The organism is Streptomyces sp. NPDC020958 (assembly GCF_055562175.1).
The window spans coordinates 280262-305206 of the sequence record NZ_JBVHFU010000007.1 but is presented as its reverse complement, the minus strand read 5'-3'; the positions used below and the strand labels follow the sequence as shown (position 1 = coordinate 305206).

Below are 24945 nucleotides of genomic sequence, written 5' to 3'. Positions count from 1 at the left end.
GCCGTCGGCGGGCCACCGGAAGGATCCTCGCGTTGTCACTTCCGCTCTCACCCACGTCGCACCTGGACACCTTCGCCCGCGACCACCTCCCGCCCGCCGACCTGTGGCCGGTGATCGAGTTCACCACCCCCGAACTGGCCTGCCCGGCGCGGCTCAACGCGGCGGCCGAACTGATCGACGTGCCCGTCGCGGCGTACGGGCCCGACCGTCCGGCGCTGCGGACCGCGGCCGGCGAGGTGTGGTCGTACGGCGACCTGCGCACCCGCGCCAACCAGGTCGCCCGGGTCCTCACCGAAGACCTGGGCCTGGTGCCGGGTGGCCGTGTGCTGCTGCGCTCGCCCAACACGCCGTGGACGGTGGCCTGCTGGCTCGGTGTCCTGAAGGCGGGCGGGGTGGTGGTGACGACGATGGCCGCCCTGCGGGCCCGGGAGATCGTCCCGATCGCCGAACGCACCAGGCCGTCCGTCGCCCTGGTGGACCACCGCTTCACCGACGAGGTCCGCACCGCCCTGCCCGGCCTGCGCCTGGTCGCGTACGGCGGCCCGGGCGCCGACGACCTGGTGGCCCGGTGCGCCGCCAAGCCGGGCGAGTTCACGAACGTCGACACCGCCGCCGACGACGTCGCACTCCTCGGCCCCACGTCCGGGAGCACCGGTGTCCCGAAGATCACGATGCATTTCCACCGGGACCTCCTGTCGATAGACAACACCTTCGGGCGGCACGTCCTGCGGCTGCGCCCGGACGATCTGGTCGCCTGCACCGCGCCGTTCGCGTTCACGTTCGGCCTCGGCATGCTGATCGTCTTCCCGCTGCGGGCCGGCGCCTGTGCCCTGCTGACGGAGACGGTCGCACCCGCCGGGCTGGCCGACCTCGTCGAGCAGCACGACGTCACCGTGCTGGCGACCGCGCCCACCGCCTACAGGGCGATCGTGCGCGAAGGCAAGGCGCACCGGCTCGCCGGGCTGCGGGCCGCGGTGTCGGCGGGCGAGCACATACCCCTTGCGACCTGGCAGGAGCTGAGGGACGCCGTCGGGCTGCGGGTGATCGACGGCATTGGCGCCACCGAGTTGCTGCACATCTTCATCTCCGCGGCCGGCGACGACATCCGCCCGGGCGCGACAGGCCGGCCGGTGCCCGGGTACCGCGCGACGGTCCTCGGCCTGGACGGCGCGGAGCTGGGTCCCGGTGAGCCGGGGCGGCTGGCGGTGATCGGCCCGGTGGGCTGCCGCTATCTCGACGACGGACGCCAGCAGGACTACGTGGTCGGCGGCTGGAACGTCACCGGGGACATCTTCCACCGGGACGAGGACGGCTACTTCTACTACCACGCGCGCAGCGACAACATGATCGTCTCCTCCGGGTACAACATCGGCGGCCCGGAGGTGGAAGCGGCCATCGACACCCACCCCGACGTGGTGGAGTCGGCGGTCGTGGGCCGCCCCGACACCGAACGCGGCTCGGTGGTCTGCGCGTTCGTCGTGCTGCGCGAGGGCGTGGCCGGGGACGCGGCGAAGGCCAGGGAGATCCAGGACCACGTCAAGCAGGTCCTGGCGCCCTACAAGTACCCGCGTGAGGTGCGGTTCCACGACGCCCTGCCGCGCAACACCAGCGGCAAGCTCCAGCGCTTCGCCCTGCGCAAGATCATCGAGGCCGAGCAGCGAGGGGAACTCCCGTGAGGATCGCGATCGTCGGCGGCGGCCCGGGAGGTCTCTACCTCGCGGCCCTGATGAAACAGCTGGATCCCGACCATGAGATCACTGTGTGGGAACGCAACGCCCGTGACGACACGTTCGGGTTCGGAGTCGTGTTCTCCGACGAGACCCTCGGCGGCATCGAAAACGCCGACACCGTCTTCAGCGAGGCGATGTCCCGGCGGTTCGCCCGCTGGACGGACATCGACATCCACTACCGGGGCGAGAGCCACACCGTGGGCGGCCAGGGATTCGCCGCCATGAGCCGCAGGGAGCTCCTGCACCTGCTCCAGGAGCGCTGCCTCCGGCTCGGCGCCGAGCTGTGCTTCTCGACCGCCGCCCCGGAGGTGGCCGCGCTGCGGGCCGGTTACGACCTGGTGGTGGGCGCGGACGGGGTCAACTCCGGTGTGCGCGCGACGTACGCGGACGACTTCGGGCCGTCGCTGGACCGGCGGCACAGCAAGTACATGTGGCTGGGCACCGACCGGGTCTTCGAGGCCTTCCAGTTCTTCGTGAAGGACACCGAATGGGGGGTGATGCAGGTCCACGGCTACCCGTACTCCGACACCGGCTCGACCTTCATCGTGGAGATGCACGAGGACGTGTGGCGCCGGGCCGGCTTCGGCGCGACCGAACACACCCCCCTCGGACCCGGGGAGTCGGACGAGCCCGCTGTCGAGCGGATCCGCGAGCTGTTCGCCCCGGAACTGGCCGGGCACGAGGTGTTCGCGAACAACTCGAAGTGGCTGAGCTTCACCACCGTCCGCAACCGGCACTGGCACCACGGCAACCTCGTCCTCGTCGGCGACGCGGCGCACACCGCGCACTTCTCCATCGGCTCCGGCACCAAACTGGCCATGGAGGACGCCCTCGCCCTCGCCGCCTGCCTCCACGAACACGCGGACGTCGAGGGCGCGTTGCGCGCGTACGAGGCCGAGCGGCGGCCGGTGGTGGAGTCCACCCAGCGGGCCGCGCAGGCATCCCTGGAGTGGTTCGAGAACATCGGCATGTACACACGCCAGGAGCCCGTCCAGTTCTGCTTCAACCTGCTGACCCGCTCCCGCCGCATCACCTACGACAACCTGCGCACCCGAGACCCGGAGTTCGCCGACCGCGTCGACACCGCCTTCGCCGAGGCGCAAGGCCGTGCGGAGACCGTCCCCGCGATGTTCCAGCCGTTCCGCATCGGACAGCTGGAGCTGAAGAACCGGGTGGTCGTCTCCCCTATGGACATGTACTCCGCCACCGACGGCGTCCCCGGCGACTTCCACCTCGTCCATCTGGGCTCCCGGGCCATGGGCGGGGCGGGCCTGGTCATGACCGAGATGGTGTGCGTGTCACCCGAGGGCCGGATCACTCCCGGCTGCACGGGCCTGTGGAACGACACCCAGCGCGACTCCTGGCAGCGCATCGTGTCCTACGTCCACACCCGCACCACCGCCCGTATCGGCCTCCAGCTCGGCCATTCCGGCCGCAAGGGCTCCACTCGCCTCATGTGGGAAGGTATGGACGAACCCCTCCCCGAGGGCAACTGGGAGACCGTCGGCCCCTCCGCCCTGCCCTACGGCCCCGGCTCACCCACTCCCCGCGCGCTCACCCGCACCGACCTCGACGCGATCACCGCCGAGTTCGTGGCAGCCGCCCGCCGCGGCGCCGAGGCGGGCTTCGACCTCCTCGAACTGCACTGCGCCCACGGCTACCTCCTCTCCTCGTTCCTCTCCCCGCTCGCCAACCACCGCACCGACGCGTACGGCGGCCCTCTGGAGAACCGGCTCCGCTACCCCCTGGAGGTCTTCGACGCCGTCCGCGCCGTCTGGCCCGCAGAACGGCCCGTCGGCGTGCGGATCTCCGCCACCGACTGGGCCCCGCACGGCACCACCGAACACGACGCGGTCACCATCGCCCGCGCCTTCATCGCCCACGGCGCCGCGGCCATCGACGTCTCCACGGGCCAGGTCACCCAGGACGAACAGCCCGCCTACGGCCGCTCCTACCAGACCCCCTACGCCGACCGCATCCGCCACCAGGCGGCCGCCGGGACCGGCGCCGCCGTCATCGCCGTCGGCGCCATCGCCTCCCCCGACGACGTCAACTCCCTCCTGCTCGCCGGCCGCGCAGACCTCTGCGCCCTGGGCCGCACCCACCTCTACGACCCCCACTGGACCCTGCACGCGGCCGCCGAGCAGGAGTACACGGGCGCCGCGGCCGACTGGCCCGCCCCGTACCGCGCCGGACGCCGCAGACCCCCCACCGCCCGCACCGACGCCGTACGCCCCCGCCTGTCCCTGCTGCGGGCGGACCAGCCCGGAGACGGCGTCCACCTGCGGTGGAAGCCGGTGCCGCAGGGACTGCCGATGGTGCGCTGACGGGGGCTCTGAAGGGCCCCGGAGCGTGATGCCACCCATAGGAGGCAGATCACATCCTATGCGCCGTCGTACCGACGGATGCCGCTGAACAGGCCATAAGCGCTACATATCGGTCATTTTGGCCGATGTTTACGAAAGTGGGTAGTACGTCACATCTTTGCGTCCGGCCGCAGGCGCCGCTAATCATGGCTGTCGTCGCCGGGAGACAGGCGATGGGCCGAGCGGATCACCGCGGGGCCCGTCCCCTCCCGCCGGCAGCACGGGCTCCGCCCACGCCGCCGCCCACAGCGGCCGGCGCCGACGTCGTCCCCCACCGGAGAGTTCCTTCACATGACCCTGACCAACCGCACCCGCATCGCCCGCCTCCGCACCCTCGGCCTGACCGGCCTCGCCACCACCGGTGCCGCGGCCGCCGCGCTCACCCTGATGCCGGCGAACGCCCAGGCCGCCGAGGCGACGCAGGTGCACACCGCCACCGCGGTCAAGGCCGCCGGTGACACCAGCCGCACCGCCTCCCAGCAGGGCGGCAAGGCCAACAACCTCGACGGCTGGATCAAGCAGTCGCTGCAGATCATGAAGGCCAAGGGCATCCCGGGCAGCTACGAGGGCCTCAAGCGCAACATCATGCGCGAGTCCGGCGGCAACCCCACCGCGCAGAACAACTGGGACGTCAACGCCAAGCAGGGCACCCCGTCCAAGGGCCTGCTCCAGGTCATCGACCCCACCTTCAAGGCCTACCACGTCGCCGGCACCGCGCAGAGCGTCACCGACCCGGTGGCCAACATCACCGCGGCCGCCAACTACGCCGCGCACCGCTACGGCTCCATCGACAACGTCAACTCCGCGTACTGACCTGACGGTCGCGCGCGAGCCGGCCCGGCGGACGCCCTACGGCTCGCGGTGCTCGTGGGCCGCCTGTTCCAGCGCGGCGGCCTCCGCCTCGGCGATCCGGGTCTCCTCCTCGACGTCGATCGAGCGGGTGAGCACCCAGTACAGCACCGCCGACACCGGCAACCCGATGAACAGCGAGATGTCGGCGCCGTCCAGCGCCTTGGCGGCGGGACCGACGTAGAGCGTGCCCACGGAGAAGAACGGGATCATCACGGCGAATCCGACCAGGTAGGAGATGATCCCCTGCCAGCCCCAGCGGCCGTAGATGCCGTCGGGTTTGAAGATCTCGGCGATCGCGTAGTGGCCCCGGCGCACCACGTAGTAGTCCATGAGGTTCACCGCGGTCCACGGGATGAACAGATAGAGCACCAGCAGCAGGAAGTTGTTGAAGTTCGTCAGGAAGTTCGCCGTCGCCGCCAGCGCTCCGATCAGGGAGAGCACCGCCGTCACGATCAGGGTGGCCAGCCGCACCCCCAGCGTCGGACGGACCCGTCTGAAGGAGTCCAGGGCGCTGATGAGGGTGAGCGAGCCCCCGTACATGTTCAACGCGGTGACCGAGATCAGGCCCAGCGCGGCGAACAGCAGCACGACCGCGCCGAAGCCGTCGAAGATCTTGTCACCGGCGGCGTTGATGGAGCGGATCGTGTCGAAGCTGTCGCCGGCCCAGGCCGCCAGCAGCGTGCCGAGCACCATCAGCCAGATACCGCCGAGCGCCGACCCGAAGTAGGTCCAGTAGAACGTCTTGCGGACGGTCACGTCCGGCGGCAGGTAGCGCGAGTAGTCCGAGACGTAGATGGCCCAGCTGATCTGGTAACCGGCGACCACGCCGAACTGCGCCAGGAACGGAGTGGCCCGGAAGGCGCCGAGGTCGAAGGAGCCCGCCGGGTAGTGCAGGGTGACCAGCACACCGACGGTGAAGATCCCGAAGATCACCAGAAAGGTGTACGTCAGGAACTGCTCGGCCTTGTGGATGACGTCGTAGCCCACCAGCGCCACGACCAGGCCGATCGCGGTGACCACGACCACCCACAGCTTCACCCCGCCGTGGAGCGTGGCGTGCAGGGACTCACCGGCCAGGATGGTGTTGAACACGTTGAAGCCCGCGTACTGCACGTACGCGAACAGCCACACCAGCAGCGCACCGACATAGCCGAACTGCGGTCGCGACTGGATCATCTGCGGCAGGCCGAGCTGCGGGCCCTGCGCCGAGTGGAACGCCATGAAGAACGTGCCGATCAGGGTGCCCGCGACGATCGCCAGCAACGACCAGATCAGGTTGCCGCCCTCCGTGATGCTGATCAGCCCCACGGCCAGGGTGGCGATCTGCGCGTTGGACATGAACCACAGCGGGCCCAGATGCCACAGCTTGCCGTGCCGCTCGTCCAGCGGCACGTAGTCGATGGACCGCACCTCCAGGCCGCTGACCCGCGGTTCCGCCGATGTGCTCATGGCACCTCCCAGGGCTGGTCCGCCGCTCTGTTCACATTCTTCCCCCGGACAGCTCCGGATGAGGCCTGGGGGAGCCCGGTTCCGTTCCTGTCGTCCTGCTCACAAAGAGGCCGCGCCGTGGCGGCGGTCACGTCGCGGTGCCGGGTCTTCCGTCTACGTTCGCCGTCCTGTGTCCCTCCGATCCGAACTGCCGAGGCGCTCCGCGATGCTCAACCGAACCCTGTCCGTCCTGGCCACCGTGGTCACCCTGCTCACCGGAGCCGCACCGGCGGCCCTGGCGGCGAGCACCGGGACCGGCTCCGGAACCGCCGACTTCCGCACCACGGTGCGGGCACAGGGCGCGTCGCGGGTCACCGCCGCGGTCCTCGACCTGGACGGCACGGACCGGGACCCCGCCGTCTACGGTGACGACGCGGCGTACGACACGGCCAGCATCGTCAAGGTCGACATCCTCGCCGCGCTGCTGCTGCACGCCCGGGACGACCACCGCGACCTCACCGCACGGGAGAGCGCCCAGGCGGAGACGATGATCCGCAACAGCGACAACGCCGCCGCCGACGCGCTGTGGCGGACCATCGGCCGGGCCCCCGGTCTGGAGTCGGCCAACAAGCGGCTCGGCCTGACCTCGACCAAGGGCGGCCCGGACGGCAGGTGGGGACTGACCCGGACCACGGCAGGGGACCAGATACGACTGCTGCGCGCGATCTTCGGCCCCGGCTCGACGCCCCTCGACGAGCCGTCCCGAAGCCGTATCCGCACCCTGATGACCCAGATCGCCGACGAGCAGTCCTGGGGCGTCTCCGCCGCCGCCGACTCCGGGTGGGCGTTGAAGAACGGCTGGCTCATGCGCACCACCACCGGCCTGTGGGACATCAACAGCGTCGGCCACGTCACCGCCGGCGGACACCACTACCTCGTCGCCGTCCTCTCCGACGGCAACACGTCGATGCCGGACGGCGTCCAACTGGTGGAACGCGCGGCCAGCACGGCCGTCACGACGGCCGCGGCGCACTGACGCGTCCGCTTGTGCCGACGGCGAGGCGTGGCGCTCCGTGCGGCCGGATCGGTGGCGGAGGTGCGGCGGCGTGCACTGACCCCCTTGGCGCAGTGAACTCCGCTCGGTGTCCGGATTGCCCCTAACGTGCTGTGCAGGCGGAGGTCGGCAGCGGGAGGCGCGGTGGCGGGTGCGGGCGGGCGGGGCCGGGTGGGCCGGGCGCGCGGCACGGCGCCGGGCAGCCGGGCCGCGCGCGCCGTGTGGATCCCGAAGCGGGCGCGCGACCCGCGCGCCACCGCCTCCGTCAGCGCGGTCGTCGAGCCCGCCCTGCGGATCGCCGCCGCGTACGCCTGGCGGCTCATCGTGGTCGGCGTCGTCGTCTACGGCGTCTTCAGCGTCCTCGGCCGTTTCAAGCTGGTCGCCACCGCCCTGTTCCTGGCCCTGGTCGTCACCTCGGTGCTGCGCCCGCTCGCCGACCTGCTGGGCAGGTGGCTGCCCAGACCGCTGGCCGTGGCCGTGAGCCTGGTCGGCAGCATCCTCGTGCTCTGCGGACTGCTGGCCCTGGTCGGCAACGCGGTCGCCGAGGAGTCGACGACCCTCGCCGACGAGTTCCGCGGCGGCATCCACCGTATCGAGGTCTGGCTCCAGCGCCCGCCCTTCCGGCTCGGCCCGGGCGCCCTGTCGCATCTCCAGCAGGAGATCGTCAACTATGTCCAGGCGCACCGCGCCAACCTGGTCAACAGCGCGGTCAGCGGCTTGGGCACACTGGTCGAACTGGTCACCGGCGTCGCGCTCGCGCTCTTCGCCTCGGTCTTCTTCATCCACTCGGGCGAACGGCTGTGGGCCTGGGCCAGCAGCGAACTGCTGCCCGTCGGCGCCCGCACCGCCTGGGACCGGGCGGGCCGGGCGGCCTGGCGGACGTTCGCCGGATACACCCGCGGCATCATCATCGTGGCCGCCACCAACGCCGTACTCGTCGGCATCGCCCTGCTCGTGCTGCGGGTGCCGCTCGCCCTGCCGCTCACGCTGCTGGAGTTCTTCGCCGCGTTCGTCCCGCTGGTGGGCTCACCGGTCGCGCTGGGCGTGGCCACCGTGGTCGCCCTCGCCGGGCGCGGCCCCCTCACGGCCGCCGCCGTCCTGGTGCTCATCGTCGTCATCGGCCAACTGGAGGGGCATCTGCTGCACCCCCTGGTGATGAGCTGGGCGGTACGCCTGCACCCCCTCGTCGTGGCCGTGTCCGTCATCGCGGGCAGCATCGTCGCGGGGGTGATCGGGGCGGTGGTGGCCGTGCCGTTCATCTCGGTGATCTGGGCGGTGACGCGGGCCTTGCGCCCCGAACCGCCCCCCTGAGCACCGTCCCGCGCGTCAGCCCTTCTCGGCGCGTCCCCGGCCCCGCCTCGGGGCACGCCGGGGGAGGCCGGGCGGACGGCCGGCCGACCCGGGCTCGCCGCCCGCAGCGGGGGCGTCGGCGGCGCCGGCCGCCGCAGCCGCCCCGGACCGTCCGCTCGGTGCCGCGGCGGGGCTCGGCACCACGATGCCGTCGTCCCACGCCTCGTGCGCCGCGAACGGGTCGGCGGGTGCCTGCGCGAGCAGTGCGTCCAGCGCGGACGAGGCGCGTGCCTTGACGGTCGCCAGGGCCAGCGTGTCGGCGTCGGACTCGGGACCGCTGTGCCAGGTGACGGTGGCGGGGAGCATGACGAGGGAGGTCGTGCCGGACTCGCCGGCGGCCGGGCGCAACTGCACCCGGATGCCGTGCCGGTCGGCCAGCCTGCCCACCACGAACAGGCCCATGTGCTGGTAGACGTCCGCGTCGGCGGTCGGCGGGTTGGCCAGCTTGTGGTTGATCCCCGCGAAGTCCTCGGGCATCAGGCCGATGCCCTTGTCGTGGATCTCGACCATGATGCGGGCGTCCGGCAGCCGGGTCGCCGTGACCCGGACCGTCGAGCGCGGCGACGAGAAGGCGGTGGCGTTCTCCAGCAGCTCCGCGAGCAGATGCACGAGGTCGGTGACGGCACGCCCCTGGACCTCGGCCTCCGGGACGCCCGCCAGCTCGATCCGCTCGTACTGCTCCACCTCGGAGGCCGCCGCCCGGATCACGTCGACCAGGGGCAGCGGGTGGTCCCACTGCTGGGTGGGCCGCTCACCGCCGAGCACCAGGAGGTTCTCGCCGTTGCGGCGGACCCGGGTGGCCAGGTGGTCGAGGCGGAACAGGTTGGCCAGCTGCTCGGGGTCGGCCTCGCGCTCCTCCAGGTCGGTGATCATGGCGAGCTGACGCTCGATCAGCGACTGGTTGCGGCGCGACAGGTTGGTGAAGATCGTGTTGATGTTGCCGCGCAGCAGGGCCTGTTCGGCGGCGAGCCGGACCGCCTCCCGGTGCACGTGGTCGAAGGCCCGCGCGACCTCGCCGATCTCGTCGGTGGTGGTGATCGGGATCGGTGTCACCTTGGTGTCCACCTGACCGGGCACGGCCTGGGACAGCTGGTTGATCACCGCCGGGAGGCGCTGTTCGGCGATCTCGATCGCCGAGGCGCTGAGCCGCCGCATCCCACGGCTCATGGAGCGGGCCACCCAGGCAGCGAGCAGGAACGCCGCGAGGACGGCGCTGAGCGCGAGCGCGCCGTTCGTGATGGCGCCCCGGCGGGCCTTGTCGGCGATGCCGCGGGCGTCGGCGAGCGCCGTGTCGGTGAGGTGGACCTCGATCCCCCGGTAGGCGTCGAAGACCAGCGCGTGCGCGGCGAAGAACGACTCGGGTGTGATGCCCTCGGCGGCCAGCTCCTGCGTCGACTTCCCGCCGGCGATCTCGCTGATCATCGTGGCCCGGTCCGGCGGTGCCACGAACGTCCGGCCCACGGCCTTCGCCTCCTGGGCCGCCTTGGCCGTCTGCGCCGCCCCCTTCCTCTGCGCGTCGGCCAGCGCGGCCCGCAGCCGGGTCATGTCCCCGGTGGTGCCGGCGCCCGCGTACTCCTGCAGGCCGACCTGCTCCAGGTAGGCGTAGGAGCTGAACGAGCTCAGCTGGTTCTGGAGTTCGCCCGCCCCGAGCGCCGCGCGGTCCTCCACCAGCAGATGCGTGCCGATGGAACGCACCAGGGACTCGGCGGCCTGGGTCAGGGACACGGCGTAGAGGGTGCGTCCGAAGCTCGCCTGGTTGTCGCTGCCGAAGCCGAGTTCGTTGGAGATCTCCATCAGCGGGTGCTGGACGGCGTGATAGCTCTCCTCCGTCTGCACGCCGGTCAGTCTCGCCGTGAACGCGGCGGCACGTACCGTCGGCAGCTGCTTCTCGCCCTCCCGCACCAGCGCGATCCGCCGGTCCAGGCCCGCCGTCCGGGGTGCCCGCGCCACCGCCCGGTCGAAGGCCTGCGCGTCGGCGTCGGTGACCTTGCGCGCAGCCAGCACGGCGGGTGCGTTCCGCTTGCCCTCCAGGAGCGGGATCACCGACACGTCCCGCTCGTTGATCGCGTCGCTGGCGTAGGCGTTCGCCGCCTGCACCAACTCCGCCACGCGTACCGCGTCGTCGGCGTCGCGCAGAGTGTCCACCGAGTTCTTCACCCGGATGCCGCCGAGCCCGAGGGCGACCAGCACGGGGATGAGCAGAATGGCCTGGAGGCGTCTTGCGACGCGCCAATTGCCGGTCAGAGGTCTGAGCTTGGACAAGAGCGTCCCACTTCACAACAGGGAGGGTGCGCGGGACCGTTCGGGGCCCGACGTTCTGTGGCCAAGTTCTAACACCCAGCGATCTACTTCGAGCAGTGTTTGGGTGAAGCGGTTTCTCCGAAGTGGTACAAATCTCAATTAAAACCATCGGTGGTCAGCGCATGTACCACGCGGCGGGGGCGACTTCACAGCTGCCGCGTGCGGTCGATTATGCCGCCAGCGCTTGCCGACCCCCCAACGGCGCGCTGTCGCAGGGTTCGTGACGGACCGAGGCTTGACCTGCTCTCCCGAATCAGGCAGATTTCAGACACTTGACGCCATCCGCGGGTTTCCTGAGAAAGAGGCGTGCTATGGGCGCCTGTCTGTGTCCTCCTGCCGTAGTGCACGGCGAACACGCCGTGCGGACCGACGAGATCCTGGCGGAGGTGCGCGACCGGCACCCGCAGGCGCCGTGGCTTTCGCGGATCGACGGCATCGCCGCGAGCACCGGCATCGCCACCCGGGGATGGATGCTGCCACTGGCGGCGGCCGCCGCACCCGGCGCCGGGACGGGCCTGCGAACTCCGGGCCCCGGCCCGGCGCGTGAGGCACTGGCCCACAGCGGGTTCACCGACGCGGAGGTGGACCGGGCGATCGCCGCGCTGGAGGCGGTACCGGCGCCGCAGACCATCCAGGAGCGCACCGCGCCGGCCTGGGCCGCCGTGCAGACGTACGGGGAACGCGCGGCACGCGAGGCCCTTCGGAGCGCCGGACTGGACACCGCCGACGTCGACTGCGTGATCACCAGCCACTCCACCACCCCGGCCCTGCCGGGGCTGGACCTGTCCCTGCTCAACCGCCTCCCGCTGCGCGACGACGTGCTGTTGCTGCCGGCCACCCAGTGGGCCTGCATCGCCGGCACCCGGTCGCTGGCGCTGGCGGCCGACCTGGTCGCCGCGGACCCCGACCGGGTGGTGCTGGTCGTGATATCGGAGGCGCTGAGCACCACCTACCAGCCCGCCGACGACACGCTCGAATCGCTGATCGTACGACTGCTGTTCGCGGACACCGCCGTCGCCGTCGTGGTCACCGGGCGCCCCCGGGCCGAGTCGGTCCTGCGACTGGACGCGGTCTGGCACCACACCCTGTTCGACACCACCGACCTCCACCGGCTGGACACCCGCGTCGACGGCACGCACTTCGTGATGGACCGCCGCGGGCCCCGTGCCGTGCAGCGGACGGTCGCCGGGATGTGGAGGTGGCTGCGCGAGCGCCACCAGGACGACGCCCAGCCCTGGCATCCCGATCTGCTGCTCGCGCACCCCGGCGGAACGCGGGTGCTGGAGTACATGGAGGAGACGATGCCCGACGGGTGGCCGTCCGGACTGCTGGCCCACAGCCGGGACAGCTACACCACGGGCAACCGCGGCGGCGCCGCCGTGCTCGACATCCTGCGGCGTGCGTACGAAGCGGGCCAGAAGGCGGGCAGCCGTACGGTGTTGTACGCCGCCGCGCCCGGCCTGACCGCGACCGCTGTCGAGGGGGAGTGGCTGTAACCGCCGACCGCCGACCGCCGACCGCCGACCGCCGACCGCCGACCGCCGACCGGCCCCGTCCTTGTCCCGGCGGCCCCGCCGCGGTCGGAAAGCCGTCACCCGCGAGTAGGCCGGGGCGTCACGCCTCCAGTTCCGCCCAGACGGCTTTGCCGGTGTCGGTCCACCGCACCCCCCAGCGGGTGGTGAGCTTGTGGACGACGTGCAGTCCCCGCCCGTCGTCGTCGAGGGGTTCACCGCGGCGCAGCCGGGGCCGGCCGTTGCCGGTGTCCGCGACCTCGCACGACAACCGGCCCCTTGACTTCACCAGCCGCACGGAGACCGGCCCGCTGCCGAACCGGACGGCGTTGGCGACCAGTTCGCTGAGCACGAGCAGGGCGTCGTCCCGGGCGTGGCCGGTGGTGTGCCACTGCCGCAGGAGAGGGGAGACCAGGGCGCGGGCGTGCGCGGCCGCGTCCTCGCGGGCCGGCAGGTGCCAGGTGGCGGCGTCCCGGCCGCGGCGGCCGGCCATCCGGGCCAGGAGCAGGGTCACGTCGTCGCGCAGGTGCCCCCGCGGCGCCAGACCGGCCACCACGCGGCGCGCCGCCTGTTGCAGGTCGTCCCAGGGGTGCACCTCGCGCACCAGGTCGGTGAGCCGGCCGATGCCGTCGTCGATGGAGGCGGCCGGATCCTCCACCAGGCCGTCGGTGTAGAGCACGAGGAGCGACCCGGGCGGCACGGCGAACTCGTGCACTTCGAACGGCTCCCGCACCACGAACTCCGCACCCAGCGCCGGGTGCGGCTGGCCCGCGACGGTCTCGGCGGACCCGTCGGGACGGACGAGGACAGGGGGCAGGTGGCCGGCGTTGGAGATCGCCACCCGGTGGTCCACCGGATCGTAGACGGCGACGCAGCACGTCGAGCCGAGCGCGCTGTACCCGGCGGCCAGGCCCGCGTCCGTGTCGTCCAGCAACGTGACCGTCTCGTCCAGACGCTCCAGCACCTCCCCGGGACCCAGCCCCGCCGACAGCAGGGCACGGGCCTCCATGCTCAGCTGCCCCATGGCCGCCGCGGCCCCCAGACCATGCCCCACGACGTCACCGACCACCAGCGCGGTACGGTCGCCGGGCAGCGGGAAGCTGTTCACCCAGTCGCCGCCGACGCCCGCACTGTCGGGGGTGGTGGGCTCGTAGACACTGGCCACCTCGATGGTGTCGCTGCCGGCCCGCGGCAGCAGCCGGCGCTGCAGCGCCAGCACCTGGGCGTGCTCCCGCTGGTGCTGGCGGGCGAGGTCGACGTGCCGGGCGGTCTTGGCCACGAGTTCTTGCAGGTCGAGCAGTTCCCCGTCGCCGAAGGGCCGGTCCGGGCGCCGCCAGATCTCCGTCACCCCGAGCACGATGGGACCCGGCGTGCCCTCCGGTCCTTCCACGACCAGCGGGATGCAGGCGACGCTGACCGGGCGGTCGCCGGGCACCAGGGCGCGCACCAGCCGCACGTCCTCAAGGGCCTGCTCGATCGTCGTACGGTCGGAGATGACGACGGCCCGCGGGACGTCGTCGCGCATGACCGCACCGGCCAGCAGGCGGCTGGCTTCGCGGGGCAGGTTGTCGCCGGGGGTCAGATAACCGTCGGGCCAGGCCCGGTCCGGCGCCAGGGCCGCCCGCCGCAGCCGGATGCGCTCGTGCGTCTGCTCGGTGACCGCCTCGCCGGTCCACACCGCGTAGTCGAGGTCGACGGCGGCCACGTCCCCCCAGGCCAGCAGGGACTGGGCGAGGGACTGAGCGGTCTCCCCGATGTCGAGGGACGTCCCGATCGCGGCGGCGGAAGCGTACAGGTGCAGCCGCTTGGCCATCGCGATCAGGGAGACGGTCAGACCCTCGTGCGGCGGCGCGGCGGGCAGGATGCTCATCGAGACGACCAGCTCGGTGCCGTCGTCCCGCCGCAGCCGCTGGACCCGCGCGACATGCGCCTCCCGGGTCTCCAGGACCCTCCGCAGCCGCTGCGTGACCGTCGGTACGTCCCCGGTCGGCAGCAGCTCCGCGAAAGGGGCTCCGGTCCTGGCACTCACCCCCGCGAAGGGAGCGGCGTCCAGGTTGCACCCGGTGATCCTCAGATCCGCGTCGAGGCTGACCACGCCGAGGATCTGCTCCCGGCCCTCGCCCTCCCCGCCGGTTCCCGAGGACCGGGTCACAGACGGTCCGGCCCTCGGGACGTAGTCCGCCAGGGCGCCGCTGACCAGGTCGAACGGCGAACCGGCGGGAGACGAGGAATTGGGGTCCATGCAGCTCACGCAGCTCGCTGACTCCGGCGCAGGCCGGACGGTGTTCCCGAGTCCACGCGGCCGGGCCCCGAGACCCCGGACCGCACATCTCATGGGTAGCACAGATACCCTGCCCACCGTAGAGGTAAAAATCAGCAAAAGAACGCCCATGGCGGCCTTGGTGCGGGACCGGCCGCCGGCCGACGAAGCACCCGTGGGGTCCGCCGGCCGGCCCGGTGCGGTCAGCGCTTGGTGTAGATGAAGCCGACCTTGTCGAGTTCGTCGCCGGAGCGGCCGTGGAAGCCGGCGATCTGCCAGCCCGACGGGGCGGTGCGGGTCACGCAGTCCGAGGTCGTCGTACCACCGGCGAGGGTGCGGCCCAGGTTGGTGGTGAACTTCGCGGAGAAGATGCGGGTGGTGTTGTTGTACTTGCCCTCGCACAGGTTCGCCGTCGTGACGTACTCGTTGCTGCCCAGCGTCAGCGAGGACGCCGTGCCGCCGGTGCCGCCGTGGGTCAGCGTCGTACCGTCGGCGAGGGTGATGGCGACCTGGTCGACGCGGGAGCCGGAGCGCAGTGAGACGGTCGTGGCGCGGGCGCCGGCGGCCACCTTGTCGATGTCCTGGTAGTAGTCGCCGTGCGGACCGCCGAACTGGTCGCTCAGCTGGAAGTCGGAGTTCTGCGACCAGGAGAAGCCGACCGCGATCGGGTCGTGGTCGGAGAGCATCAGGCCGTCGCTGGTGAGGAACTTGGCGTGCTCGTTGTTGTACGAGGTGGCCTTCAGGTTCACCAGCTTGCTGCCCCGGTACAGGACCTTGTCCACGACCTCGCAGGTGTTGGGCACGGTCGCCCCGGACTGGTCGCAGACCAGTGCGTCGCTGCCCTTGGCCGGTGCGCTGCCGCCGCGGATCAGCTGCACCCAGGCGTCGGTGAGCCCGTTGGCCGAGGCGAACTCCGCGATGGTGTCGGCGGAGCGGGTGTAGCGGGTGTTGGTGTCACCCATCACCACGACCGCGTTGCCGGCCGAGTGCGTGCTGATGAAGGAGGTCAGCTGGTTGAGGTTGGCGGCCCGGGAGGCCTCGTCGCCGTCGTTCGTGCCCGCGTTGGTGTGCAGGTTGTAGAAGTCGACGTAGACCCCCTCGGCGAGCCGCTCGCGCATGAAGGTGAAGCCCTTCGGCGTGAGGCAGTCGCCCGAGTCGACCTGGCAGGAGTTCCAGCCGACGCGCTCGAAGTCGTCGCCGTCCCAGGCGTAGTTCGAGACGGTGTTGAGTCCGCTGCCGATGCCCGCGCCGCCGCTGGTCGCCGTGCGGTACGGGTGGGTGTCGGTGGCGTAGAGGTACGCGTGGTAGTTGAAGTCCTCCTCGACGTTGACGATGTCGTACGGCGCGATCCGCCGGCCGATCTCGGTGGTGCTGGTGTCGCGCGGCGTGGGTGCGCTCGACAGGCCTTGGGGAAGCCCGGCGACGTTGTACGTGAGCACGCTGAACGTGCCCGAGCCGGCCGCCGAGGCCGGGGTGGCCGTCGCCGTGAGCCCGCCGAGGGCGGCGACCGCGGCCGCCAGGCAGGCAACGAGTCTGCGCATGGGGGTGTCTCCTACGGGGAGGGGGACGCTGAGGGTTGTGGGCATGCCAAAAGGCAAGGCAAAACGTAGCGGCAAACGCTTTCTCCGCACCCCGTCGGTGACCCATGAATCGGCGAACTCCAGGTGACGCCGAGAAGATCGACTTCGGTATGGCGGGAGAGGTCGCTGTTACTCACTTTCGGGTGACGTGCCCTCTGATGGCAGGGTGCGTTGTGATGTCCGGGGGGCGCCGGTGGCCTTTGCCGGCGGGGTTTTCAGAACTTTTGAGGCGTCAATTCCATACATTCACCCTTTAAATGCACCTTGCACCTTAGAGTCATGACAAAGTGTTGGATCCGTCATGGGTCAGGTGTGTGTCCCACATCACCGTCGGCAGAGTTGCAGGGTGTGAGTGCGCGGCCGCCCGGTCGCCAGCTCGCACACTCTGCAAGGGAGACTCAGTGTCCGCCTCCGTTACCGTGACCGCCCGCCGTCTCGGCTCCGCCACCGCCGTCGCGGCCGCCCTGGTGGGAGCGCTGGCCCTGCCGGCCGCGGCTGCCGCCCCGCACCGCGGCCAGGTCGTCATCAGCGCCGTTCAGCACGACGTCCGGGGCCGTGAGGTCCATTCGAACCGCGCCCTGAACCGGGAGTGGGTGGACGTCACCAACACCAGCCGCCGGGACGTCAACCTCAGCGGCTGGACGCTGGCCGACGCGTCGGGCCGCACCTACACCTTCCACCACTACCGGCTGGTCGGCCGTGCCACGGTCCGAGTCCACACCGGAGTGGGCCGCGACACCGACAAGGACCTGTACCAGGACCGGCGTGACTCCGTGTGGAACCGCAACGCCGACACCGTCACCCTGCGGGACGACCACCGGGACCTCGTCGACTCCGTCACCTGGGGCCACCGCCACCGCGACGCGGGCGGTGGTGAGCACCGCGGGGACGAGCGCGGCGGGAACCACCGCGGGGACGGGCGGGGCGGGGACCACCGCGGCGACGACGGCCGGCACACGCGCCGCTGACCTCACACGCCGGCGGCGGCCCGCGCATCCCTGCCGGGGTGTGCGGGCCGCCGTGCCCTGGTCACCCCTGGACGACGGGTCCGCTCACGGTGGACGCGAAGACGGTCTCGCCGTCCTGCCGGCCGACGACCGTCACGGTCGCCGTGCCGTCGCCGCGGGACGTCACACTCGTCACGTCGATCCAGCAGGGGCTGTCGAGTTCGACGTAGCGGTGGAACTCCGTGGACGTGCTCGCCGGTATCAGGGTGCGCGGCGCCAGCCGGGCGCAGGCCGCCTGCCGGGCCCCTTCCAGCAGCACCATGCCGGGCAGGTGGTCGCCGCCGTGGTCGAACAGGATCGGGTGCCCGAGATCCGGGGTGAGCAGCCAGCGGTCCGGTTCGCCGGTGGGCGTGAGCACCACGTCGGCGGGGGAGGTGCGGCCCACCACGGACGGCGCCATCCGGTCGGCGGCGGCCAACGTGTCCTCCGAAGTCCCGCCTCCATCCGGCCGGTTGGCGCGCAGCCGGGCGTAGACGGACGGACTGACGATGGAGTAGAGCCCGTCCCCGTGGGCCACCGGTCTGCCGTCCCTGTGCAGCGCGAACCGGATGCCCATCCGGCGCCCGGACGCCCTGCCGCGCGGCGCGGCGTCCGGGCAGGTCACCTCCAGGTCGAAGTCCGTGGGCCGGGAGGAGATGCGCAGTTGCTCCAGGTCGGTGTGGCAGCTGAGTGACCACAGTACGAAGTGATGGCCCAGCGGTACCCCGTGCTCCGCGTGCGTCACGAACATGCCGGCCTGTCGAAACGTCTCTGCGGCCTGCAGCGGGTCGTGACTCGAACCATCGGCGCTGTTGAAGAACGTGTGGGCGCGCGGCCACTGTCCGGTGAGCGAGAACCGCACTCCCTCGTCCTGGGCGGTACAACCGCTGAGGAACACCTCGGCCAGGGACGCCCGGTGGACGTACTCCTTCGGGACCGTGGTGGTCAGTCGGGGCAGTGCGGGCAGACCGACTCCGATCTCGCTGGCGGACAGGCTCATTGACGACCCCCCGTCGGAAAGCTCTTCGTTGGCTGGAAGCTCCGTTCGACGCCTATAAGATACGGACCTACCGGTTTTCTCGGGTCGGCCACCAGGTAAAGGATTCACCAAGCGTGGTTCGACTCGATCCATGCACGACTCCGCTCAGTAGTGGTTTGGCCAATATTTTCACGCTCAATCATGCAGAAGGCACGGCGAATAACGGACCAACTGGCGGATGTCGTCGGCTGATTCCCGGCGGGTGGCGGGTCCGCCCGGCCCGGTCGAAACCTGACCGGCGGTCTCTTTCGGCCATGCCGCGAGGGGCGCCGGGCCCCGCCGGCGGCCCCTCCGCCCCCTCCGGTCTCGACAGCACCTGCATGATGGTCGAACGGCCAGCGAGAAGGAGACCCGATGGAACCACTGCGCACCCTGCGCCTCGCCGCCGTCAACATCGACGGCGTCCTGCTCAACGACAGCTTCAGCCCCGTCCTGCACCGGCTCGTCCTCAAGTACGGCGGTGCGTACACCCGGGAGCTGGAGCAGCGGCTCTTCTCGCAGTCCCGGCTCGCGGCCGCCCGGGTCCTGCTGGCGGAGACCGGCGCCCGCGTGAGCGAGCAGGAGGCCATCGCCGACTACTTCGCCGAGCGCGACGAGTACCTGCGCGCCCACCCCGTCCACACCCTCGACGGCGCCGAGGAACTCCTGCACCGGCTGCGCGCCCTGGGGCTGGACGTCGTCTGCTACGGCGGCCTCGACGAGGACCACTTCCGCCGCCATCTCGGTGCCTGGGAGCACTTGTTCACCGCCCCGCGCTACATCTGCACCGACGACATCCGCCCCGGCATCCGGGAGATCGTCCGGGACCACTTCGGCCTGGACTTCCACCAGGTCCTCTTCATCGACGACGTGGCCCGCTTCGCCGCCCATGCGAAGGAACTGGACGTCCCGTTCGTCGGCCACCCCAGCACCTTCGCACACGGCTTCCAGCGGGAGCTGATGCGCGAACTCGGCGTCCGGCACCTGGTCGGCGGCCTCGCCGAGATCGACGAACGGCGCCTGCGGACCCTCGACCGCGAGGCCGGCCTCGGCACCGTCTGGCAGGACGCCGCCTCGCTCGCCGAGGCGGCCGGGTGACCGCGGCGCAGGGCGCGGACCTCGCCGGCCGGGTCGCCCTCATCACCGGCGCCAGCAGCGGCATCGGCGCCGCCGCGGCCCGGGTGTTCGCCCGGCAGGGCGCCACCGTCGTCGTCACCGCCCGCCGCGAGGACAGGCTGCGCGCCCTCGCCGAGACGCTGCGCGCCGAGGGTGCCGAGGCGAGCCACCGCACCCTCGACGTGCGCGACGGCGAAGACGTCCGGCGCGCCGTCGAGTTCGTCGTCGAGCGGTACGGCCGTCTCGACGCGGCCTTCAACAACGCCGGCGTGGCGCTGCCGAAGACCCCGATGCACCTCATCGACGACGCCGACTACGACCGCGTCACCGAGACCAACGTGCGGGGCGTGTGGAACTGCCTGCGCCACGAGATCGCCGCCATGCTGGAGAGCGGCGGCGGCTCGATCGTCAACACCAGCAGCGTGGGCGGCCTGGTCGCCTCCTCGACGGCCGCCCCCTACATCGCCTCCAAACACGCCGTCATCGGACTGACCAAGGCGGCCGCCGTCGAGTACGCCCCGCACCACATCCGGGTCAACGCCATCGCCCCGGGCCTGACCCGCTCCGAGATGATCGACGACTGGTTCGCCAAGTCCCCCGAGAACGAGGCCCGCGCCTACCGCTCCGCCCCCCAGGCACGCGCTGCCGACCCGGAGGAGGTCGCGGAGGCCGCGGCCTGGCTGTGCGGTGACCGGGCGAGCTTCGTCACGGGTGCCACACTTACCGTGGACGGCGGGCGCACCGCCTGGTGAACTGCTGTCGGCGGTCCCGCTTCGACGTGTCCGCGCCGGCGCGGGACCGGCCGGTAATCGGCCTTCTCCGGCCGAAATACCGACCCCCGTTTGGGGTAAGGTACGTCACGGCCGGTTTTCTTTTGACCGAGGAGGGGTCCATGGCGCGTCAGGAGCGTGCGATCCGGACCCGACGTGCGGTTGTCGAGGCCGCTGCCGCGGTTTTCGCCGAGCGCGGGTACACGGCGGCGACGATCGCCGAGATCCTCGACCGGGCCGGAGTCACCAAGGGCGCCCTCTACTTCCACTTCGACTCCAAGGAAGCCCTCGCACGGGGTGTGATCAACGCCCAGATCAGCGACGACTACTGGGTACCGCGCGAGTTGAAGCTCCAGGAGTGGGTGGACATCGGCATGACGCTGGCCCACCGGATCCCCAAGGAGGTCATCCTGCTCGCCGGCATACGGCTCTCGGCGGACCTCCAGGGACGTTCGCTGTTCGGCAGTGCCTGGCCCGCCTGGACCGAGCTGGTGACCGAGAAGCTCGTGGAGGCCAAGGAACGCGGGGAGGTGCTGCCGCACGTCACGCCCCAGGAGACCGCGGAGTGCTTCCTCGGCGCCTGGATCGGCACCCAGTTCATGTCGGAGGTGGTCTCCGACTGGACGGATCTCAACGACCGGATCTCCGTCCTCTACAACCATGTGCTCCCGGCCATCGCCACGCCCGCGGCCCTGATCAGGCTGGACACCGCGCCCGACCGGGGCGCCCGCGTCGTCGAGGAAGTCGAGCGGCGTCGCCAGGAAGCGCAGGAGCGCAAACCCCTGGTGGACACCGAGGCCTGACCCGCCTCGAAGCAGGCCGCCCGCGTGGTTCGTGACCCGAGGAAATGATTCCTCTGGAGGCTTCGGGGAGATCGTGGGGAGGACGTCCGGCCTCCCGGCGACGGCAAACCTACCGATCACGCTGTTTTGCTAAGGTCTTCGGATCGCCCGGATCAACAGGGGGACGCGATGGTCAAGCAGCTCCGGGCGGCCAGAACCCGCCAGGCCCTCGTTCTCGCCGCTGCCGAGATCTTCTCCGACGACGGTTACGCACTGACCTCGCTGCCCGCGATCTGCCGACGAGCTGGAGTGAGCGCCGGAGCGCTGCACTTCCACTTCCCCAGCAAGGACGCCCTCGCGATCGAGGTGGAGAGCGAGGCGCGGCGCTCCGTCGAGCAACTGGTCGCCGAGCGGCGCCAGTCCGCCGCCTCCGCGCTGCAACTGCTGGTGACGGTCACCCGGGACCTCCTGGTCGCGGTCGCCGTCGATGTCGTCGTCCGCGCGGGCTTCAGACTGGGCGTCGACCCGTCCTGGAAGAGTGGCGGCCCCGGCTTCGACTGCTGGTGGCGCGCCTGGGTCTGCGAACAGCTGCTGCGGGCGCAGCGCGAAGGCGAACTGACCGAGGGCGTCTCACCGGAGCGGGCCGCCGCGGTGATAGTGGCCGCCACCCTCGGCTTTCCACTGAGCGGGGCCGCCGACCGCGACCGCGGGCCGTCCCAGCACGTCGAGCAGTTCTGGTCCCTGGTGCTGCCGCAACTCCGAAGCGAGGGCGCACCGGCCGTACGGGACCGGGTGTGACAAACCGCCCGTGCCGTTTTGACTCCGGTTCCCGGACGGCTGACACACAGGAGCGGAGCGGCGACGGCACGGGCGACGTGACGGAGTCCGAGCGGCTCTCCAGGTGACCGGGACCCGAGCGCCCGGCGTCGCCGACGGGCCCTCAGCCGGTCCTGAGGTGCCGGGCGATCCGGACGGCGGCGAACTCGGTCCCCGCCACGAACCGCATCATCGGACCGAACACGGGGGCAGCGAGCGAGCCCGTGAAGTACAGGCCGGGCACCGACGACTCGAACGTCCCCCGCAGGGCGGGCGCCCGCGATCCCGGCACGCACGCCACCGCGTGCCGGACCGACGCGGACAGATAGGGCAGGGCGTCCAGGTCCAGCCGGTACCCCGTGGCCGCCAGCACGTGGTCCACGGTGAGGGCGTCGCGCCGCCCCCCGGGACCGACGACGTCCAGGTGCACCTCCGGCCCGCGGACCACGGCAGCGGTGACCCGCCGCGAGGTGTGCACCGGTACGACACCCATCACCCGGTCCCGCAGCCACCACCCGCCCGAGGGCCCGAGCGCACGCCGGAACAGCAGCAGCCGGGCGGACGCGGGCAGGAACCGCACCCCGCCCGGTGACGCGCACACCGCGGCCAGCACCCAGCCCGTGCCCAGCGGGGAGGCCGGCTTGGCCAGTCGCTGGGGCCAGGACCGGGCCGGCTCCGGGACCATGCCCCACAGCACCGTCCGCTCACGCACCAGGACCTGTGCCGTGGCACCGGCCTCGTGCAGCAGCGCGGCACTCTCCAGCGCCGACTGCCCGCCGCCGACGACGGCCACCCGCCGCCCCGCGTACAACGACAGGTCGGTGTGGTGACTGGTGTGCGACACGGGCGCGTGCGGGCCGGGTCCCTCGGGTGCGAGCCGCCGCAACTCCAGCGGGACGTACGCGAGTCCGTTCAGCCCGGTCGCCACCACCACGGCCGAGGCCGCCAACTCCTGCCCGTCGTCCGCCCGCACCACGAAACCGGGTCCCGGCGCGGCCCGCTCGACCGACGTCACCCGGGCCGGCTCGACCTCACCGACGTACCGCTTCTGGAACCACTGCCCGTACCGTACGAAGACATCGCACGGGATCGGGGTCAGCTCGGTCAGCTCCGGCTCGCCGTGCTCGCGCCGGAAGTCCGCCAGCCTGCCCCCCGGCTCCGGCGCCGACAGGTCGGTGGCGTCCGGCGTCGATTTCAGGAACATCCCGGTGGCCATGGCATGCCGCCAACTGCCCATCACCTCACCGAAGACCCGGACCGGCGTTCCCGCCGCCCGCAGATGCGCGGCCACCGACAGTCCGTACGGCCCGGCGCCGACCACGACGACCGGTGGCCGCCCGCGCCCGGTGAACGCCTGCTCCTGGGCAGGGCGCTGCCCGGGAAGCGACTGCGTCATGCATTCCTCCGCTGGTCTGCGCGCCGCCTTCCCCAAGGCGGCGCGACACCGCGGGATGGCACGGCCGGCGTGAAACGGCCGTGCGCGTCCCCCCTCCGCGGGTGAGTCTCTCCCACCGGCATGCGGGTGGAAACGATAACGACGCACGTTGGCCAAAACTTGGTCGAACCATACGACAAGCGACGTCGGGCGTGTCATCGACGTGCGTAGGGCCGATCCAAGCGGTCACGGATCGGTCAGGACCGGTCGGGGACGACGACCGTGCGGAACCCCGTCGCATTCCGTGCCGAACACTCCTCCGATGGGCGCGCGCCACCACCTACCGCCGCCACCAGCTCATCGGACCCGGCGGTGCTCGGTGACGGCTGCCCGCCGTGGCCTGGTACGGACCGGAGGTGCCCGCGCTGCGGACTTCGTCCTCGTCGCCCCGTCGGGCGCCGTGGAAGCGGGTCAGTTGACCGTGTGCACGGTCGAGTAACCGACCAGATGGTGTCATTCAGTCGGTCTTCGAGCGGGTTCGTCCGGCCGCTCGACGGCCGGCCCGAGTGAGCCGACCGGTGGCGGCATGTGCGGTCGGCGGTCGAACCGGCCCTGCTGTACTGCGGGTTCGCCGTTCGGCGGGGCTGGTGTGCCGTTACGGTGGTTCCCTGGGGTGGAGGTGAAATCCGCTCGGCAGTCGGTCGGTTGACAGACCGGTTGTGCTGTTTTCTACTGGCGGAGTGCCGGTTGACAGGACCAGGGAGACGCAGGTGGACATCGGGCTGCTGGGTGCACTCGACGTGACGGAGAACGGGAACTCCATCGCCCCGACCGCACCGAAGCCACGTCAGGTGCTGGCCCTGCTCGCCCTGCGCGCCGACCAGGTGGTGCCCGTCGCGACCCTCATCGAGGAACTCTGGGCCGGTACCCCGCCGCGCAGCGCCCGCACCACGCTCCAGACCTATGTGCTCCAGCTGCGGGAACACATCGCGACGGCTCTGCGCCGGAACGCCGGAGCGGAGGGCGCCGACGCGCGCTCGGCGAAGGACGTCCTGGTGACCCTGCCGGGCGGCTACCTCCTCGCCACCGGCGGCGGCCGCAGCGACATCCGTGAGTTCGAGCGGCTGTGCGAACTCGGCTGCCGCGCCATGGACGACGAGGACTTCCCGGGCGCCTCCCGCGTTCTGCGCCAGGCGCTGGACCTGTGGAGCGGGCCGCCCTTCGCCGACGTGTCCACCGGGGCCCAGCTGGCCGTGGAGGCACGGCGGCTGGAGGAGAGCCGGCTCTGCGCGCTGGACCAGCGCATCGAGGCGGACCTGCGGCTCGGCCGGCATCGTGAGCTGCTCGCCGAACTCACCGTCCTGACCAGCCGCTACCGCACTCACGAGAACCTGCACGCCCAGTTCATGCTCGCCCTCTACCGCTCCGGCCGACGCGGCGAGGCGCTCGGCGTCTACCAGCAGTTGCGCACCCTGCTGGTCAGGGATCTCGGTTTGGAGCCGTCGGCCCGCCTGCGCCGCCTCCAGCAGTCCATCCTCGCGGCCGCCGCCGACCACCCCGGCGCAGCTCTGTCCCCCGACGACCTGTCCGCGCCGACGCCAGCCGAGCGACTGGCCCGCGCGACCTGACACCGCGAGCGCTCCCGGTGAC

General features: G+C 71.5%; 18 protein-coding genes. 12 read left to right on the top strand and 6 right to left on the bottom strand.

All coding sequences use genetic code 11. The features are described 5' to 3' along the window. Positions 1–32 precede the first annotated feature (32 nt). From ACZ3KP_RS22845 to ACZ3KP_RS22835, 3 genes are all read left to right on the top strand, one after another. The gene (locus ACZ3KP_RS22845) at positions 33–1676 is read left to right on the top strand and encodes an AMP-binding protein (RefSeq protein ID WP_467501498.1); all 1644 of its coding nucleotides are present in this window, start codon (positions 33–35) and stop codon (positions 1674–1676) included. After that, positions 1673–4057, top strand: coding sequence for a bifunctional salicylyl-CoA 5-hydroxylase/oxidoreductase (locus ACZ3KP_RS22840; RefSeq protein WP_467501497.1), 2385 nt, complete (start codon positions 1673–1675; stop codon positions 4055–4057). Before ACZ3KP_RS22845 ends, ACZ3KP_RS22840 begins: the two co-directional genes overlap by 4 nt. A 330-nt stretch (positions 4058–4387) precedes the next feature. After that, positions 4388–4909, top strand: coding sequence for a transglycosylase SLT domain-containing protein (locus tag ACZ3KP_RS22835; protein ID WP_467501496.1), 522 nt, complete (start codon positions 4388–4390; stop codon positions 4907–4909). A gap of 36 nt (positions 4910–4945) precedes the next feature. Here ACZ3KP_RS22835 and ACZ3KP_RS22830 read toward each other — a convergent pair whose 3' ends face one another. Then, positions 4946–6397, bottom strand: coding sequence for a purine-cytosine permease family protein (locus ACZ3KP_RS22830; RefSeq protein ID WP_467501495.1), 1452 nt, complete (start codon positions 6395–6397; stop codon positions 4946–4948). Positions 6398–6602: 205 nt separating this feature from the next. Here ACZ3KP_RS22830 and ACZ3KP_RS22825 point away from each other — a divergent pair, with 205 nt between their 5' ends. Together ACZ3KP_RS22825 and ACZ3KP_RS22820 are read left to right on the top strand one after the other, a co-directional pair. After that, positions 6603–7412 (top strand): serine hydrolase, encoded by an 810-nt coding sequence (locus ACZ3KP_RS22825; RefSeq protein WP_467501494.1) that lies wholly within the window; start codon positions 6603–6605, stop codon positions 7410–7412. A 162-nt stretch (positions 7413–7574) separates the two neighbouring features. Continuing rightward, entirely contained in the window at positions 7575–8741 is a 1167-nt protein-coding gene (locus tag ACZ3KP_RS22820) for an AI-2E family transporter (RefSeq protein ID WP_467501493.1), read from the top strand. Positions 8742–8756: 15 nt separating this feature from the next. On the opposite strand, the gene ACZ3KP_RS22815 is transcribed toward ACZ3KP_RS22820, so the two are convergent. Continuing rightward, positions 8757–11042: a sensor histidine kinase gene (locus ACZ3KP_RS22815; RefSeq protein WP_467501492.1), complete on the bottom strand. Its 2286-nt coding sequence runs from the start codon at positions 11040–11042 to the stop codon at positions 8757–8759. Between the two features lie 350 nt (positions 11043–11392). Here ACZ3KP_RS22815 and ACZ3KP_RS22810 point away from each other — a divergent pair, with 350 nt between their 5' ends. Further along, positions 11393–12577 (top strand): beta-ketoacyl-[acyl-carrier-protein] synthase family protein, encoded by a 1185-nt coding sequence (locus ACZ3KP_RS22810; RefSeq protein ID WP_467501491.1) that lies wholly within the window; start codon positions 11393–11395, stop codon positions 12575–12577. A gap of 118 nt (positions 12578–12695) precedes the next feature. Here ACZ3KP_RS22810 and ACZ3KP_RS22805 read toward each other — a convergent pair whose 3' ends face one another. Together ACZ3KP_RS22805 and ACZ3KP_RS22800 are read right to left on the bottom strand one after the other, a co-directional pair. Next, on the bottom strand, positions 12696–14834 hold the full coding sequence (locus ACZ3KP_RS22805) for an ATP-binding SpoIIE family protein phosphatase (RefSeq protein ID WP_467501490.1): 2139 nt from the start codon (positions 14832–14834) through the stop codon (positions 12696–12698). 221 nt (positions 14835–15055) lie between these two features. Continuing rightward, on the bottom strand, positions 15056–16393 hold the full coding sequence (locus ACZ3KP_RS22800) for a jacalin-like lectin (protein WP_467501489.1): 1338 nt from the start codon (positions 16391–16393) through the stop codon (positions 15056–15058). Positions 16394–16833: 440 nt separating this feature from the next. Here ACZ3KP_RS22800 and ACZ3KP_RS22795 point away from each other — a divergent pair, with 440 nt between their 5' ends. Then, entirely contained in the window at positions 16834–17400 is a 567-nt protein-coding gene (locus tag ACZ3KP_RS22795; protein ID WP_467501488.1) for a lamin tail domain-containing protein, read from the top strand. Positions 17401–17461: 61 nt separating this feature from the next. Here the strand turns inward: ACZ3KP_RS22795 and ACZ3KP_RS22790 are convergent, their stop codons facing one another. Beyond that, on the bottom strand, positions 17462–18418 hold the full coding sequence (locus ACZ3KP_RS22790; RefSeq protein WP_467501487.1) for a ScbA/BarX family gamma-butyrolactone biosynthesis protein: 957 nt from the start codon (positions 18416–18418) through the stop codon (positions 17462–17464). Positions 18419–18811: 393 nt separating this feature from the next. Between ACZ3KP_RS22790 and ACZ3KP_RS22785 the strand changes: the two genes are divergently transcribed. The 4 genes from ACZ3KP_RS22785 (at position 18812) to ACZ3KP_RS22770 (ending at position 21902) form a co-directional block, all read left to right on the top strand. Beyond that, a complete protein-coding gene (locus tag ACZ3KP_RS22785; RefSeq protein ID WP_467501486.1) occupies positions 18812–19534 on the top strand; it encodes an HAD family phosphatase in 723 nt (240 codons plus the stop codon). Beyond that, a complete protein-coding gene (locus tag ACZ3KP_RS22780; protein WP_467501485.1) occupies positions 19531–20304 on the top strand; it encodes an SDR family NAD(P)-dependent oxidoreductase in 774 nt (257 codons plus the stop codon). The genes ACZ3KP_RS22785 and ACZ3KP_RS22780 overlap by 4 nt, the downstream gene beginning before the upstream one ends. Before the next feature lie 140 nt (positions 20305–20444). After that, positions 20445–21125 (top strand): ScbR family autoregulator-binding transcription factor, encoded by a 681-nt coding sequence (locus ACZ3KP_RS22775; RefSeq protein ID WP_132892720.1) that lies wholly within the window; start codon positions 20445–20447, stop codon positions 21123–21125. Between the two features lie 168 nt (positions 21126–21293). Then, complete coding sequence (locus ACZ3KP_RS22770; protein ID WP_467501484.1) at positions 21294–21902, top strand: ScbR family autoregulator-binding transcription factor; 609 nt, start codon at positions 21294–21296, stop codon at positions 21900–21902. Positions 21903–22044: 142 nt separating this feature from the next. On the opposite strand, the gene ACZ3KP_RS22765 is transcribed toward ACZ3KP_RS22770, so the two are convergent. After that, the gene (locus ACZ3KP_RS22765) at positions 22045–23316 is read right to left on the bottom strand and encodes an FAD-dependent oxidoreductase (RefSeq protein WP_467501483.1); all 1272 of its coding nucleotides are present in this window, start codon (positions 23314–23316) and stop codon (positions 22045–22047) included. A 749-nt stretch (positions 23317–24065) separates the two neighbouring features. Between ACZ3KP_RS22765 and ACZ3KP_RS22760 the strand changes: the two genes are divergently transcribed. Further along, the gene (locus ACZ3KP_RS22760; protein WP_467501482.1) at positions 24066–24923 is read left to right on the top strand and encodes an AfsR/SARP family transcriptional regulator; all 858 of its coding nucleotides are present in this window, start codon (positions 24066–24068) and stop codon (positions 24921–24923) included. Positions 24924–24945 lie beyond the last annotated feature (22 nt).